The sequence below is a fragment of the Pseudoalteromonas sp. MM1 genome (assembly GCF_030296835.1).
GTDB lineage: Bacteria > Pseudomonadota > Gammaproteobacteria > Enterobacterales > Alteromonadaceae > Pseudoalteromonas.
The window spans coordinates 1,762,597-1,777,842 of sequence record NZ_AP027922.1 but is presented as its reverse complement, the minus strand read 5'-3'; the positions used below and the strand labels follow the sequence as shown (position 1 = coordinate 1,777,842).

Here is a 15,246-nt window from a genome sequence, read left to right as displayed (position 1 = left end):
AGTCATTTTTAAAATTGTAACTCTGAAAGTTAATTAAAATAAGGGTTACAGCCATGCCTGAATTTTATTAATGAACAACGTGAATTTACCACAACAAACACTTCTAGACGTCTAAACACCTACAAATTGTACGCTGCACTAATTTTTTACACGCCCAAACACAGAGATATGCGCTCTTAGTAACGCATTTAATTTATATAAATGAATCAAACTCATGTTTTATGTGAAATTAAACCGTTTTTATTAAAGCACCAATCAACGTATAAATTATCCATCGGCCAGCGCTTATAAGCATTAAGCCTGTTTATTACAAAACCACCCTTTAAGCACGCTAAAGGCTCAGGTTTTAAATATACAATATGGATAGAATCACCATGAGTAAAAACATTACATTTAATATTAAAAGTCAGCGCCTTGATGAAAACTACCAACCCGCTGAAAACACCCGTATTACTACTAACTTTGCAAATTTAGCACGTGGCGAGCACCGCCAACAAAACTTAAGAAAAGCGCTAAATATGATCAACAACCGCTTTAACACCTTAGCTAATTGGGATAACCCAACTGCTGAGCGCTACAGCGTAGAGCTTGAGATTATTTCTGTAGATATTGGTTTAGATGAAAACAGCCAACGCTTTCCTTCTATAGAAATATTAAAAACGAATATTATTGATACCAAAACAAACAAGCGCATAGAAGGTATTGTTGGTAATAACTTTTCTTCGTACGTTCGTGACTACGACTTTAGCGTGTTACTTCAGCAACATAATAAAAATAAACCACAATTTAGTATTCCCGATAATTTTGGTGAGCTGCACGGTAAGTTGTTTCAGTCGTTTGTAAGTTCAAACACTTATAAGCAATACTTTAAAAAGCCACCGGTAATTTGCTTAAGTGTGTCAGATAACAAAACCTATCACCGCACTGCCAACCAGCACCCTATTTTAGGCATTGAATACCAACCAAACGAATCTTCGTTAACAGAGCAATACTTTAAAAAAATGGGCCTACAAGTGCGTTACTTTATGCCTGCAAATAGCGCAGCCCCTTTTGCATTGTTTTTTGTTGGTGATTTACTAAACGATTACACCAACCTTGAGCTAATAAGCACCATTAGCACAATGGAAACCTTTCAAAAAATTTATCGCCCAGAAATTTATAACGCCAATGCCAAAGCGGGTAACGCCTTTAAGCCTAATTTAAAAAATGCCGACCACTCACTCACGCAAATTATTTACGACAGAGATGAGCGCAGTAAATTAGCCGCCGAACAAGGCAAGTTTGCTGAAGAGCATTTTATAAAACCGTATAAATCAGTACTTGAGCAATTTACATCAGCAAACGTCTAACCTTATTTTAATAAATGGTCACCCTTATTATGAAAAAATTATTACCTACATCTACAGCAGGCAGTTTACCAAAGCCTTTATGGCTTGCAGAGCCAGAAACCCTTTGGTCGCCGTGGAAGCTTAAAAACAACGAACTCATTGAAGGCAAAAAAGACGCCCTGCGCATTGCGCTTCACTCACAGCAACTAGCAGGTATTGATATAGTGAGCGATGGCGAGCAAACACGCCAACATTTTGTAACTACATTTATAGAGCACCTTAACGGTGTTGATTTTGAAAAACGAAAAACGGTAAAAATACGCGACCGTTACGATGCAAGTGTACCAAGCGTAGTGGGCCCTGTTAGCCGCCAAAAACCTGTATTTGTAGAAGACGCTAAGTTTTTGCGCTCACAAACTAACCAACCTATAAAGTGGGCACTACCCGGCCCAATGACCATGATAGACACACTGTATGACGACCATTACAAAAGCCGCGAAAAACTAGCGTGGGAATTTGCCAAAATACTCAACCAAGAGGCCAAAGAGCTAGAAGCCGCTGGCGTAGATATTATCCAATTTGATGAGCCCGCGTTTAATGTATTTTTTGATGAAGTAAACGATTGGGGCATTGCCTGTCTAGAGCGCGCAATTGAAGGGTTAAAGTGCGAAACCGCAGTACATATTTGCTACGGCTACGGCATTAAAGCCAACACCGATTGGAAAAAAACACTCGGCAATGAATGGCGCCAGTACGAAGAAGCTTTTCCTAAATTACAGCAATCAAATATTGATATTATCTCATTAGAGTGCCACAACTCGCACGTCCCTATGGATTTACTCGAACTCATTCGTGGTAAAAAAGTAATGGTGGGTGCTATTGATGTTGCCAGCAATGAAATAGAAACACCCGAAGAAGTAGCCGCTACTTTACGCAAAGCCCTACAGTTTGTAGATGCCGACAAACTCTACCCCTGTACTAACTGCGGCATGGCCCCGCTTTCGCGCGAAGTTGCAAACGCTAAGCTTAATGCACTCAGTAAAGGCGCGGAAATAGTAAGAAAAGAGCTATCAACACAATAAAGCTTACTTCAAAAGCAACACTGTTATTAAAACCAGCGCACTTAGTTAGTTTAAATAAGTGCGCTCATAATTTAGGCGTTTAGGTATTTAAAAAATACTAATTCACAAAGAGGATTAGAGGCGCTTCGCTTTTAGAGACTATAAATAACTTATATAAAAACTTTTAACCTATTGATGTTTTGATGCATGAAGTCAAGATTTACCGGAACTTTCTAATGGGTGACCCCGTTGGCTTTCTGAATTTCACGCATGAAAATAACTGCAAGATTGCAGTTTTAATTTTTACTGAGTAATTTTTAATTTATGCGAGTAGCTTTTCGCAATTGCTAATATTTGAACGCCGCTTGCGCTTTAAATTTTCACAGTAACTTGCTTGTGAAGTGGGCCTCCCTACTGCACCATGAAATACGCGCGTAAATTGTGTAGTGAGTTTTAACCAGTTTTCTGGTGATATATTAAGCCTTTCTAGCAAAGGAATGGTCATATTATTTATATGCCCAAGCTTATCCTCTCGCATTACTCGCCCTGTTAGCTCAACGAGTTCAAGGTACGATTTAAGCTCAAACGGCAGCCCTTTAGGCATAATCTGACGTGACATACCTGCAAAACGTAGTAACTGCTTAGATTGCTTACCTTCTGCCGCGCATGTTAAGCGATTTTGTACACTGGTATGGTCTGATTCTTCTGGTTTGTTAGCCATTTTAGCTCTAATCGGGTTTAAATCGACATAGGCCATGCAGGCTGCAAGTGCTGCTTCATCAAGAAGTGCTTGAGATTACTTTTTATTCTAAGGAAAGATCCTTCCCACAAAGTTGTATGGAACAACTTTGAACGCCTTAGGCGGCCCGAAGGGTGAGCGCCATGGATGGCAGCGAATAAAATCGCCCTGTGCAGTTATCTTCTTTATTTGCTCTGCGAGCAATGTTTTCATTTAACAACCGCATAAACCAGCTGATATTTGATAGGCGCTCTCGGTATTGCTTTACTGTTTGATTAAAAAACATAAGCTCAACTTTACTTAGCTTTTCACCCTGTATGTATTTTTGTGTTAACAATGTGCCTTTACAGAGTTTATGCCAGCGAATAATAATCGCTTTATCATTTAGCCTATTCGCTTTTTTATCATCTACATACAGTACTAAGTGCGTGTGATTACTCATAACGGCATAAGCACACACGTCGATACAAAATACTTTAGCTAATTCAAGCAACTTATCCTCAACCCCCCTCGTCGATGCTTGTAAGATTGACCAGTAAAACGATCTTCTCCACACAAAAAAGCACGACGAACACACCGTGAAATACAATGGTAATATTTTGTATCAACCAAACTTACTTGTCGCTTTCTTGCAATTGCCATAAGACACCCAGCTCGTTTTTTACACTGATTAAAACGTAGTCTTCAATTTTAAAAAGAGCAAAATTTAAGATGGGTGTCTAATTTATTTTCTATGGCTGCGATGAGATCGCAATAAGAGATTACTGCGTAACGCACCCTAGATGTGTTTGCCGTAAGCTACTTGCTTAACAGCCGTATCGACAGACGAAGTAAACGAATTTGTTTATTGGTTTAGAATTGACCGTCAATGTTTGTAACGGTCAAAAAGAATACTATTGCCTATTGACAGAGTTGAGGTTCATATGTGTTAGTTTGCAATTTCTGGTGCCCAATCATCGCTTACACCTGACTGTTTGTAAAATGCATTTAGTAACCTTTTAGGATACTTAGAAAAACGAGCGCTTTGCAGGTTATCAAAAATGCTAAGACTCTCACTAGACAAATCTTCTGGCACAACGCCAAACAATTCTACATGCTTTAGGTTAGGCAAATTAGCTAAAGGAGCCAATGAGTCTACTACTGTCTTTTTACCCGAAGAATCCCAACTAGGTAGCGTAGAAAGAGAAAGCGTTTCAAGTTGGTTTAAAATAGGAAAGCTTTCGAAGCTTTCAATTTCAGGTAAGTGAACAATTGATAGCAATTTTAAGTTTGGGCATTTACTAAGAAATTCAAAATCACTTTCAGGTAGCGTAGCAATAGATAGTTGCTCTAAGTTATTACATTCATGGATTGATTTGAGTGAGTGAAAATTACAGTGCCATATTTTCATAGAAGTAATCTTAGAGGGATTTTCTATTTTTGGCATTATTTGATTTTTATCTCTCAAGAATTCGATATGCACGATGCTTCCTTGCAAACTAGACATAATGACTCCCACACGGTGTTAGCCTCCGCTTTTCGTGGGTTAGCTTAATTCAAAGCCAGAGCCATAATTAGTTTGTCAAATAACTAAATAGCAGAGGCTAACATGAACAAACATAGCATACTTTTTATCGGACTTGATACACATAAAGAATTCAATGAAGTCGCCTATATTGAAGAACATAGAGGCGCGCAACCCGTTCATCTTGGCCGAATTTCTTCTTCCAAAGTGGCCGTTCAAAAGCTTGTTCGTCAGTTTGAATCCAAATACCCTGGCGCAACGCTACACTTTGTCTATGAAGCAGGCCCTTGTGGTTATTGGATTTACCGATTAATTACCAGCCTTGGCCATTGCTGTTATGTGGTTGCACCCTCTCTTATTCCTAAAAAGCCAGGTGAGAAGATTAAAACCGATAAACGTGATGCCCTTAAGCTTGCTAAATTACTCAAATCTGAAGATTTAACACCTATTTATGTCCCCGAGCCTGAAGATGAAGCTGTACGCGATTTATCTCGTGCACGCGAAGTAGCCATGAAGGATTTAAAAGATGCTAAATATCAGTTAAAAGCGTTGCTGCTTCGCAATAATATTAATTATAAAGGCACCGCAAATTGGTCGCAAAAACATTTACGTTGGCTCACTGAGCTTGTGTTGCCACATCCCGCGCAGCACATCGTCTTACAAGAGTTTTTACACACAATTAATGAACGAATAAGCCGACTTGAGCGGCTAGACAATGAGCTAACACATCACGTCCATCAATGGCGCTATTATCCTGTAGTAAAAGCAATACAAGCTATGCGTGGTGTTCGTTTGTTAGTCGCCACCGGCGTTGTTGCTGAGCTTGGCGATTTATCGCGCTTCGACCACCCCCGCAAATTAATGAGTTATCTTGGTCTTGTACCTAGTGAGCACTCGAGTGGTGGTAAACGCCATATTGGCGCCATCACAAAATGCGGAAACGGCCGAGCGAGGCGCCTTCTCGTTGAAGGCGCACACACTTATCGGTATGCGGCCAATATATCGACAGATATGCAAAAACGACAAGAAGGTTTACCAAAGGACATTATTGATATTGCGTGGAAAGCACAACTTAGGCTCTGCAAGCGCTATAAAAAAATGATAGCCAAAGGGAAACATTACAACCTGGTTGTCACCGCCATTGCTCGAGAAATGATTGCATACATATGGGCAATTGCAAAAGAAGTGGTGCTAACGCCAGTAAATACAAAACTTAGATTGGCAAGAGTACCTGCATGATAAACGAATTAGAGTTAATGCATAGGATCAAGCATCGGGAGTGGCACAACCACCGACGGCGTTAGGATGGCAATGTAGCTAACGCTGCATTGAACCACGAACATAGACTGAAGACAGGTGCCCCGACGAAATAAGTAAGGTCTGCTCTGTTACTAGAAATAGTAATAACCAACGAATATCAGCAAGATAACCGACGACATTACTTGCTTCATCCTATGTATTAACTCGCTCTAATTCGAGCTGAAGTAATTATGGCTTAAAAAGTTAAGCAAGGATCAGTGTGTTTAACTTGACAGTGGGAGTCATACCAACGCCCTGTTAATGGGCAAAATTTAGTTGGCTAAAATGTTGAGGAACGAAAACAGCCAACTGTATTTTGTCCTTTTTAAACAGCTTGTTATGAGCCATTTTTATACACACCATAATAAGTAACACCTGCTTGCACAAGCCCTACAATAATTAATGCAAAAGTTAGCCACTTTGTAGCGCTTGATTGTGCCAAATTATCTCTGTGCCTTTTTTGATCCTCTTCATATTCAGATATAGTTACCAGAGCTTTAGGTGACAATTTGAAGTCGTATTGAACAGAAGTTAACTCCCCACTCTCAGCAAGTGACTTTAGAAGTAAATCGTTGTACGCAAGTTGGCGAGATTTGTCAGGGTGAAAGACCCACTTTTGTGTATATAAAAGACCTGACAGAGAAACTGAACTTACGGTAAAGTCCCTATTCTCAATTGTTTCTTCAAGAATTAATTTAAGCGTCTCTATCCTTTCAGAGCGCACCAACTCTTTACGATTAAATAAAAACTGTTGAACTTTGCCAAGAACAATTTTTAATTTATCCCAAGGTAATATACCTTCAAAAAAATACTGTAAAACTGAAGAGTAACGCAAGTCATATGTACCGTAAAAGTGCGTTATATCTAACTCATAATCAATTAACCAAGTCCAAGGAATCGAAAGTTCGCCATAATCTTTTTTATTAAGCCAATATTTACCAGTAACTCCTTTCGAGTTAATTTCATTACATAAAATAGTCCAAGATTCGTCTTTAGCTCTTATATAGACAACATTGCAATCAACACTGCCAGCCTTATCTCCAGATCTAGGAATTCTATCTGGGGCTGGCTTCTTGAGAAGTGACTTTATTATCCATCTTTTGAAGAAATTCACGAGGCTATCCTATGGCTCATAACGCCCTAATAATGGGCAAATTGCAGTTGGTTATAATAGGCGACGCAGGAGCAAAAACCAACTGTAATTTGTCCTGTTAATTAGCTTGTTATATTACAATTTACGCCGATATTTTAAGTACTTAAATAGTTCGTAGGACAAAATTAATAAGTAGCCACCTAGACATATTTGACCAATTAGAACCATCCCCGGACGACCACAAGCACCACTTGGGCCGATCATCCCATAACTATCAAGGTTAAAGAGAATAAATGGAAAATAGCCAAACCCTAAAACTAATATCACAGGCACCCACAATCTAGATTTTTGATGGGATAACCTTATTAGTAGAGAAATAACCGCGATTAGGAGAGAAGATAAAACAAGTAAATCAAATTGATTATTATGCTCCTCAATTAACCCTTTAGGTGGAAACATACAAGCTTGAGTTGTGTATGACAAAAAACTGAATGTAAAAAAAACTAGAAACTTCACCACAACTCCCTTTGTAATATAACGCCGGCGTCAACTGCCGGAGGCTACTGGCGCCTTTTGTGCGTTTTTTTTGCACAAAAGGTGACAGTGGCCGGAGGTCAGATTGCACGCCCTTGTTATGAGTTTTTCCATTCATTTTTGATATCTGCCGACAATTTATCAAAGTTTTCTATTTTTAAATCTGCTAACAACAACTTTACTGCGGAAATTGTTTCTTCTAGATTTTCATGATCATCATATTCATGCTCTATTAGAGTATCTATAACAGACTTAATTAACTCGTCCCATGTATATCGGCTTGATGCATCACCATCCTCAATATCAAAGCAAAAGTAATCTTTCTTATCGATGTCATATGCATACTGCATGTAGCCACCAGCATCTTCCCAAAGGGGTAATATATCGCCTAGGTTATATGCTTTCTGCTCTTCATCATTAAGGAAATAAAGAGTTGGACACCCAAAATAAATGCTTAAGGGAGAATCAAGTTTTCCATCTATTACATCGATAAAAAATTTAGAAAACCCAAACTCTCCAATTAGCTCCTTTGCTTTTTCACGTGGAATATAATTCATCGTTTCACTTACCAACGCCGCCTTAAGCGGACAAAAAAAGTTGGCTACACTTGTTGAGGCACGAAACAAAGCCAACTGTTTTTGTTCCGTTTAAAGGCCTTGTTATAAGGTTGTAGCTACCCACTCGTCCTTTGTTATTTTATATAGGACGTGTTCTTTTAATTGAGTATTACTAACTAATGGATGTTTAAAGTTTTGCTCAGTATTAGTCATTTTTAAACGGCACATAACTTTCTGTGAAGGTTTATTCACAACAGCAGTAAATGAAATAACACTCTCAATATTTAAATCATTAAACGCAAACTCTAATACTTTTTCTGCAGCTTCAGTAGCATAACCTTTACCCCAAAATTGTTTTGATAAACGCCAACCAATTTCGGTTGCAGGACTTACCTCAAGTTCTGCAGGTGAATTATGTAAACCAACAAAACCAATAAATTTACTTGTTTTTTTCTCTTCTACAGCCCAAAGCCCCCAACCTCGCTCAGATATAAGCTGCGCAAGCTTTAAAGCTAAATTTGTACTTTCAACTTCATTCAATGTGTTTGGAAAATACTCCATAACTTCCTTACATGAATTTAGTTCGGCAAAAGGGGCATGATCTTCGCTTTTCCATTGTCTTAAGATCAATCGTTCAGTAGTTAAAATTTTATTTGAATTCATATGCAAACTAGGATGACCTTATAGACATAATGACTCCCACACGGTGTTAGCCTCCGCTTTTCGTGGGTTAGCTTAATTCAAAGCCAGAGCCATAATTAGTTTGTCAAATAACTAAATAGCAGAGGCTAACATGAACAAACATAGCATACTTTTTATCGGACTTGATACACATAAAGAATTCAATGAAGTCGCCTATATTGAAGAACATAGAGGCGCGCAACCCGTTCATCTTGGCCGAATTTCTTCTTCCAAAGTGGCCGTTCAAAAGCTTGTTCGTCAGTTTGAATCCAAATACCCTGGCGCAACGCTACACTTTGTCTATGAAGCAGGCCCTTGTGGTTATTGGATTTACCGATTAATTACCAGCCTTGGCCATTGCTGTTATGTGGTTGCACCCTCTCTTATTCCTAAAAAGCCAGGTGAGAAGATTAAAACCGATAAACGTGATGCCCTTAAGCTTGCTAAATTACTCAAATCTGAAGATTTAACACCTATTTATGTCCCCGAGCCTGAAGATGAAGCTGTACGCGATTTATCTCGTGCACGCGAAGTAGCCATGAAGGATTTAAAAGATGCTAAATATCAGTTAAAAGCGTTGCTGCTTCGCAATAATATTAATTATAAAGGCACCGCAAATTGGTCACAAAAACATTTACGTTGGCTCACTGAGCTTGTGTTGCCACATCCCGCGCAGCACATCGTCTTACAAGAGTTTTTACACACAATTAATGAACGAATAAGCCGACTTGAGCGGCTAGACAATGAGCTAACACATCACGTCCATCAATGGCGCTATTATCCTGTAGTAAAAGCAATACAAGCTATGCGTGGTGTTCGTTTGTTAGTCGCCACCGGCGTTGTTGCTGAGCTTGGCGATTTATCGCGCTTCGACCACCCCCGCAAATTAATGAGTTATCTTGGTCTTGTACCTAGTGAGCACTCGAGTGGTGGCAAACGCCATATTGGCGCCATCACAAAATGCGGAAACGGCCGAGCGAGGCGCCTTCTCGTTGAAGGCGCACACACTTATCGGTATGCGGCCAATATATCAACAGATATGCAAAAACGACAAGAAGGTTTACCAAAGGACATTATTGATATTGCGTGGAAAGCACAACTTAGGCTCTGCAAGCGCTATAAAAAAATGATAGCCAAAGGGAAACATTACAACCTGGTTGTCACCGCCATTGCTCGAGAAATGATTGCATACATATGGGCAATTGCAAAAGAAGTGGTGCTAACGCCAGTAAATACAAAACTTAGATTGGCAAGAGTACCTGCATGATAAACGAATTAGAGTTAATGCATGGGATCAAGCATCGGGTGTGGCACAACCACCGACGGCGTTAGGATGGCAATGCAGTTAACGCTTCATTGAACCACGAACATAGACTGAAGACAGGTGCCACGACGAAATAAGTAAGGTCTGCTCTGTTACTAGAGATAGTAATAACCAACGAATATCAGCAAGATAACCGACGACATTACTTGCTTCATCCTATGTATTAACTCGCTCTAATTCGAGCTAAAGTAATTATGGCTTAAAAAAGTTAGGCAGGGACCAGTGCGTTTAACTTGACAGTGGGAGTCATACCAACGCCACATTAAGCGGCAAAAAATTGTTGGTTAAAATATTGAACGGAGTGAAAACAACCAACTGTTTTTTGTCCGTTTGAATGCCTTGTTAGCATTACAGGTACTACACTTTAGTATTTTGAGCTGCTTTTTGCACTGTTGCAATTATTAGACTCACGCCAGTGCTTGAGTAATTTGTTTTTAGCAACTTTACGAAATTCAGGACTATAATTTCCATCTGGTGAGTTTTGCTTAAATCCAGCAACTAAACCATCAATATAAGCATTTAATCTTGCTTTATATACTTCCATTGAAAAAGCCATAGCGGTCATAACTTCAGGGTAAGTGAACCCGTTTTTTAACCCTATATTAAATGCATTCTCACTATGTCGTTCACCAGAATTAGAGTCGCCTAAATAATGGCTAGTAAAACCACAAATTGAAGCGCCATTAAATTGATCTATTGCTATTAGTGATTTGGCAGATGAAATAAGTTTCTTATTTTCACTTAATTCTTGCTGAGTAACAGCAATTGCAGGTAAACAACAAAAGATACAAAGAAGTGATAATACAATTTTTTTCATGTTTCCATCCTTAGATTGTTAACTTAAAGTTCAGTTTTAGCACCAAGATTAAAAGTAATGCTAACGCCCGCATTTGCGGCTGGTTTGGAGCGCAGCGTAAAACCAGTCCGACAACATGCGCTTGTTATAGCAAACTTTGCTGGTCATTAGAATCGAAGCTCTCAATGTCTTTAGCACTTATTTTGATGCTCTCGATTTTAAGTAGTTTATTAGATATGGCAGATTGAAAATATTCATAGAATCGTTCTGACCTCCATGGTCTATCCTCACTTTCACCCTCTATATCTAGGATTATTAAAACTAGCTCTGCTGAAATGCCTTTAGCTTTTCGGTAAAGGTGTATTTTGTTAAGCATTACGTAAAGACGATCGTAATACATTGGTGACACTAGATTCTTAGGACGCACATCAATAAATCTCTCTTGGTGTTCACCTTTAATATAACCATCAAAAACAATTCTTCGGTTCATTATTGGGTCAATTTCGTCGAATGCTTGTGAAAACTCTGCTCCTGTAATAATTTCTGTATCTGGTATAGAAAGGTTTGCAGCATATTTACTAATACCTACGTACTCAGCAGTTCTTCGCTGTTTCATACGTTGTCGAGATTCCTCTCTAGACTTCTCTCTTTCAGCCATATATGACATCGCACGCTGCACTTCTTTTTGCTCTTCCTGATCTTCTTCTTTCTCAGGTTCTTGTGCTTTCACTACACCAAGCAACTTTAACCATTCATCTGAAGGCGCGTTGTATGTGTTGTTCACTTGAGACTGTTGAATGTTGGATACTATTTTAAATAGTTCTTGTCTCAATTCCTTGTTTTCAGTTTTTACCTGTACCTTTTCATCTTCCTTTTTTTGAACTTCTCTGCTCAAGGAAAGTATTTTGCCAAGACTCAAATTATTAAATGACTCTGACAATATAAGTATCACTATAAATCCAACTACTGTAATAATTCCGGCAGTTATTTGATACTTGGTATCTGCGAAAGAAAAGCTTACGAAAACCATCGATACCAACGCAACAACGAAGCCAACAATTAAAATTCTTACAAAATAGTTCGGTTTTTCGGACAAGTCCTATCTCCTTGTAGATGGGCAGATTGCTTCTAGGCTATAACGGCCCGCATAACGGGCAAAAATACGTAGGCTATAATACTGAGCGAAGCGAAGGGAGCCTACGTGTTTTTGTCCCAGCAAGCTTGCGAGCGAGTTTATGCGATTGTTAGGTGCGTTACATTGCACGCTCATTTCCCCATTTGATATGAATAGTAGGCTTTAATTGAAGCTCAAAATCTAATTGATTTGTAGAAGGAGCAAATTTTGCCAAAAGCTTCTCTGTGCCACTTTCTGTGAATAATAGCAACGCTGTTACATTTTCAAGATTTAACGATGCGATTAGCTCATTTGAGCTTTCCCAGATAAAGACAACTTTTCCGTGACCCGGCTCAATAGCGAAGTAGATCTTATTGTGCTCGCGTATAGTTCTGAAAACCAACTTGCTATAGAACCAAGGTACGTCTCTGTCTTCGATCACCGGTTCCACTTCGAAGAAACCAATTAAGTCATGCAATTCTGGAAAGTTATCCATCGAGGTAGCACCTAACGGCCCGCATAACGGGCAAAAATACGTAGGCTATAATACTGAGCGAAGCGAAGGGAGCCTACGTGTTTTTGTCCCAGCAAGCTTGCGAGCGAGTTTATGCGATTGTTAGGTGCGTTACATTGCACGCTCATTTCCCCATTTGATATGAATAGTAGGCTTTAATTGAAGCTCAAAATCTAATTGATTTGTAGAAGGAGCAAATTTTGCCAAAAGCTTCTCTGTGCCACTTTCTGTGAATAATAGCAACGCTGTTACATTTTCAAGATTTAACGATGCGATTAGCTCATTTGAGCTTTCCCAGATAAAGACAACTTTTCCGTGACCCGGCTCAATAGCGAAGTAGATCTTATTGTGCTCGCGTATAGTTCTGAAAACCAACTTGCTATAGAACCAAGGTACGTCTCTGTCTTCGATCACCGGTTCCACTTCGAAGAAACCAATTAAGTCATGCAATTCTGGAAAGTTATCCATCGAGGTAGCACCTAACAACTTTATCAGAGGACACTTTCCTCTTTTAATGAGTAATGTATGTCCTCTTAATTATTTTTAATATTAATAACAAATCCTGTAACACATTGCCAGCTTTAAACTTTAAGTCAGGCTGTTCTTTTATTAAAATGAAGAAAAGAGGAAAACGTCCTCCTTTCTTGACTTAGGAGGAAAAATATCAATACTGTATATAAATACAGCTAAATAGGATTTGAAATGAAAACTAAATCCCCTTTCCTTAATAGTATTATCGACTATATGTATAGCCATCATTATGCTAAAAAATCTATTGAAACTTATGTCTTTTGGATTACTGCCTATATCCATTTTCATAATAAGCGACACCCTACCAGTATGGGCAATAATGAAGTAGAAGTATTTTTAAATCACTTAACAGTTACAAAAAAAGTGGCAGCGAGAACACAAGCAACCGCTTTAAATGCACTTGCTTTTTTATATAAACATATTATCAAGAATGAACTTTCATTAGATTTAAATTTCATCAAAAGTAACCGCCAACAGAAGCTTCCTGTCGTACTTACACAAACTGAGGTATCGCTACTTTTTAGAAATATACATAAGCGACATTATTTGATAGCAAGCCTGCTATATGGAAGTGGTTTACGGCTGATGGAAGCAGTAAAAATAAGAGTTCAAGATATTGATTTCGAATATAAAAATATACGCATATGGAACGGTAAGGGTAATAAAAATCGTATTGTGACACTTGCTGAAGAATTAATACCAATGCTAAGAAATCAAATAATTCAAGTTGATGAATATTTACAGTTAGATTTAAAAAATGATGCTTACGCCGGTGTATGGATGCCTCATCGACTTAGTAAAAAATACCCAAGTGCTAATAAGTCATTACAATGGCAGTTTCTGTTCCCATCACATAAATTAAGTACAGACCCTGAAACAGGAGAAATAAGACGCCATCACTTAGATCGTTCAGGGGTAAGAAAGGCAGTTAAACTGTCTTCAACAAAAGCTGAAATTAATAAACACGTTACCCCACATACTTTGCGCCACTCATTTGCTACGCACTTGCTGCAAAGCGGCGCTGATATACGTACAGTACAAACACAGTTAGGTCACAGTGATGTACGTACTACACAGATTTATACGCATGTTTTACAACAAGGTGCTAACGGGGTTGTTAGCCCTTTTTCAAGATTATAAATAGCTCAGTAACAAGGCAAAAAGTTAGTTATATAGTTTTTCTACATGAGAAGTTTTTAACGCAGTTAATGAGTTATTTAGAGCGCTAAAATGGTCAACGTTTTAATTCAGCGGGTATCCTACCCATGTACTACAACAAGGTGCCAACGGGGTTATTAGCCCTTTTTCAAGATTATAAACCTCCCCTATTGAAAACAAAAAAGCACAACTCGTTTGAGCTGTGCTTCGAATAATTAAATGAGAGCTGACAAATTACAAACGAATACCGCCGTCTATTTCAACCACGCGACCGGTAAAAAAGTCGTTTTCGATTATGTATTGTGCAGTATGGGCAATTTCGTCGCTTTCACCTAAGCGCCCTACGGGTGTGACTGCCAGCATACGCTGTTTGGCTTCGGGTTTCATGACGTCGGTCATCGCGGTGCTTATTACGCCTGGTGCAATAGCCCCTACGCGTATTCCAAAACGGCCGAGCTCTTTAGCCCATGTGGTGGTAAGTGCTACTACGCCAGCTTTTGATGCTGCGTAGTTTGTTTGGCCTATGTTACCTGCGCGCGCTACGCTCGACATATTAACGATTACGCCGCCTTTGCCTGATTCAATCATGTGGCTTGCAGCTTCTCGCCCTGCTAAAAATACGCCAGTAAGGTTTACATCAATCACTGATTGAAATTGCTCAAGGGACATTTTTTTTACCACTTTGCCGTCTTTAGCTTTTATAAACATGCCGTCGCGTAAAATACCGGCGTTATTTATAAGCACACCAATGTGGCCTAAATCGCTATTAATGGTATTAAATACGTTTTCTACTTCGCTCTCTACGGTTACGTTTGCAGCGTAACCTTTAATAGTGCCAGATACACCGTCAAGCTGTGTTAGTTGCTCGCATGCTGTGTTTAATAACTCTTGCGCCATATCTATAAGTGCAATGTTAGCGCCCATAAGGGCAAATTTTTGCGCCATTGCAAAACCTAAGCCTTGTGCGCCACCGGTTATTACTACCGTGTTATTTTTAATTTCCACGCCTTGCT

The 15,246-nt window shown here is 39.0% G+C and carries 14 protein-coding genes and 1 pseudogene; 5 read left to right on the top strand and 10 right to left on the bottom strand.

Annotated elements, in window-relative coordinates:
• Positions 1-374 precede the first annotated feature (374 nt).
• Together QUE46_RS08050 and QUE46_RS08045 are read left to right on the top strand one after the other, a co-directional pair.
• Positions 375-1,349: a DUF1852 domain-containing protein gene (locus QUE46_RS08050; protein WP_286247527.1), complete on the top strand. Its 975-nt coding sequence runs from the start codon at positions 375-377 to the stop codon at positions 1,347-1,349.
• Positions 1,350-1,378: 29 nt separating this feature from the next.
• A complete protein-coding gene (locus QUE46_RS08045; RefSeq protein ID WP_286247524.1) occupies positions 1,379-2,410 on the top strand; it encodes a methionine synthase in 1,032 nt (343 codons plus the stop codon).
• Between the two features lie 301 nt (positions 2,411-2,711).
• Here QUE46_RS08045 and QUE46_RS08040 read toward each other — a convergent pair.
• Together QUE46_RS08040 and QUE46_RS08035 are read right to left on the bottom strand one after the other, a co-directional pair.
• A pseudogene (locus QUE46_RS08040) lies at positions 2,712-3,770 on the bottom strand (transposase).
• Between the two features lie 286 nt (positions 3,771-4,056).
• Positions 4,057-4,518, bottom strand: coding sequence for a hypothetical protein (locus QUE46_RS08035; RefSeq protein WP_286247522.1), 462 nt, complete (start codon positions 4,516-4,518; stop codon positions 4,057-4,059).
• Positions 4,519-4,716: 198 nt separating this feature from the next.
• Here QUE46_RS08035 and QUE46_RS08030 point away from each other — a divergent pair, with 198 nt between their 5' ends.
• Positions 4,717-5,871, top strand: coding sequence for an IS110 family transposase (locus tag QUE46_RS08030; protein ID WP_286247511.1), 1,155 nt, complete (start codon positions 4,717-4,719; stop codon positions 5,869-5,871).
• 397 nt (positions 5,872-6,268) lie between these two features.
• On the opposite strand, the gene QUE46_RS08025 is transcribed toward QUE46_RS08030, so the two are convergent.
• The 3 genes from QUE46_RS08025 to QUE46_RS08015 all read right to left on the bottom strand — a co-directional run bounded on the left by QUE46_RS08025 (position 6,269) and on the right by QUE46_RS08015 (position 8,778).
• The gene (locus QUE46_RS08025) at positions 6,269-7,045 is read right to left on the bottom strand and encodes a hypothetical protein (RefSeq protein ID WP_286247520.1); all 777 of its coding nucleotides are present in this window, start codon (positions 7,043-7,045) and stop codon (positions 6,269-6,271) included.
• Between the two features lie 611 nt (positions 7,046-7,656).
• Positions 7,657-8,115, bottom strand: coding sequence for a hypothetical protein (locus QUE46_RS08020; RefSeq protein ID WP_286247518.1), 459 nt, complete (start codon positions 8,113-8,115; stop codon positions 7,657-7,659).
• Positions 8,116-8,217: 102 nt separating this feature from the next.
• The gene (locus tag QUE46_RS08015; protein WP_082422704.1) at positions 8,218-8,778 is read right to left on the bottom strand and encodes a GNAT family N-acetyltransferase; all 561 of its coding nucleotides are present in this window, start codon (positions 8,776-8,778) and stop codon (positions 8,218-8,220) included.
• A 130-nt stretch (positions 8,779-8,908) separates the two neighbouring features.
• Here QUE46_RS08015 and QUE46_RS08010 point away from each other — a divergent pair, with 130 nt between their 5' ends.
• Positions 8,909-10,063: an IS110 family transposase gene (locus QUE46_RS08010; protein WP_286247511.1), complete on the top strand. Its 1,155-nt coding sequence runs from the start codon at positions 8,909-8,911 to the stop codon at positions 10,061-10,063.
• A gap of 421 nt (positions 10,064-10,484) precedes the next feature.
• Here the strand turns inward: QUE46_RS08010 and QUE46_RS08005 are convergent, their stop codons facing one another.
• The 4 genes from QUE46_RS08005 to QUE46_RS07990 all read right to left on the bottom strand — a co-directional run bounded on the left by QUE46_RS08005 (position 10,485) and on the right by QUE46_RS07990 (position 13,012).
• Positions 10,485-10,937 (bottom strand): hypothetical protein, encoded by a 453-nt coding sequence (locus QUE46_RS08005; RefSeq protein WP_286247509.1) that lies wholly within the window; start codon positions 10,935-10,937, stop codon positions 10,485-10,487.
• Between the two features lie 124 nt (positions 10,938-11,061).
• Entirely contained in the window at positions 11,062-12,012 is a 951-nt protein-coding gene (locus QUE46_RS08000) for a hypothetical protein (protein ID WP_286247507.1), read from the bottom strand.
• Between the two features lie 157 nt (positions 12,013-12,169).
• A complete protein-coding gene (locus QUE46_RS07995; protein WP_286244627.1) occupies positions 12,170-12,526 on the bottom strand; it encodes a hypothetical protein in 357 nt (118 codons plus the stop codon).
• A gap of 129 nt (positions 12,527-12,655) precedes the next feature.
• Positions 12,656-13,012: a hypothetical protein gene (locus QUE46_RS07990; protein ID WP_286244627.1), complete on the bottom strand. Its 357-nt coding sequence runs from the start codon at positions 13,010-13,012 to the stop codon at positions 12,656-12,658.
• A 234-nt stretch (positions 13,013-13,246) separates the two neighbouring features.
• On the opposite strand from QUE46_RS07990, the gene QUE46_RS07985 reads away from it, so the two are divergent.
• Positions 13,247-14,215, top strand: coding sequence for an integron integrase (locus QUE46_RS07985; protein WP_286247505.1), 969 nt, complete (start codon positions 13,247-13,249; stop codon positions 14,213-14,215).
• A gap of 252 nt (positions 14,216-14,467) precedes the next feature.
• Here the strand turns inward: QUE46_RS07985 and QUE46_RS07980 are convergent, their stop codons facing one another.
• The gene (locus QUE46_RS07980) at positions 14,468-15,238 is read right to left on the bottom strand and encodes an SDR family oxidoreductase (RefSeq protein WP_286247502.1); all 771 of its coding nucleotides are present in this window, start codon (positions 15,236-15,238) and stop codon (positions 14,468-14,470) included.
• Positions 15,239-15,246: the final 8 nt, after the last annotated feature.

Excerpts from the sequence above, each read along its gene's own strand:
- QUE46_RS07995 (WP_286244627.1), bottom strand. The coding sequence starts at position 12,526 with ATGGATAACTTTCCAGAATTGCATGACTTAATTGGTTTCTTCGAAGTG.
- QUE46_RS08010 (WP_286247511.1), top strand. The coding sequence starts at position 8,909 with ATGAACAAACATAGCATACTTTTTATCGGACTTGATACACATAAAGAA.
- QUE46_RS08030 (WP_286247511.1), top strand. The coding sequence starts at position 4,717 with ATGAACAAACATAGCATACTTTTTATCGGACTTGATACACATAAAGAA.
- QUE46_RS08020 (WP_286247518.1), bottom strand. The coding sequence starts at position 8,115 with ATGAATTATATTCCACGTGAAAAAGCAAAGGAGCTAATTGGAGAGTTT.
- QUE46_RS08035 (WP_286247522.1), bottom strand. The coding sequence starts at position 4,518 with ATGAAAATATGGCACTGTAATTTTCACTCACTCAAATCAATCCATGAA.
- QUE46_RS08050 (WP_286247527.1), top strand. The coding sequence starts at position 375 with ATGAGTAAAAACATTACATTTAATATTAAAAGTCAGCGCCTTGATGAA.
- QUE46_RS08045 (WP_286247524.1), top strand. The coding sequence starts at position 1,379 with ATGAAAAAATTATTACCTACATCTACAGCAGGCAGTTTACCAAAGCCT.
- QUE46_RS08015 (WP_082422704.1), bottom strand. The coding sequence starts at position 8,778 with ATGAATTCAAATAAAATTTTAACTACTGAACGATTGATCTTAAGACAA.
- QUE46_RS08005 (WP_286247509.1), bottom strand. The coding sequence starts at position 10,937 with ATGAAAAAAATTGTATTATCACTTCTTTGTATCTTTTGTTGTTTACCT.
- QUE46_RS07990 (WP_286244627.1), bottom strand. The coding sequence starts at position 13,012 with ATGGATAACTTTCCAGAATTGCATGACTTAATTGGTTTCTTCGAAGTG.
- QUE46_RS07985 (WP_286247505.1), top strand. The coding sequence starts at position 13,247 with ATGAAAACTAAATCCCCTTTCCTTAATAGTATTATCGACTATATGTAT.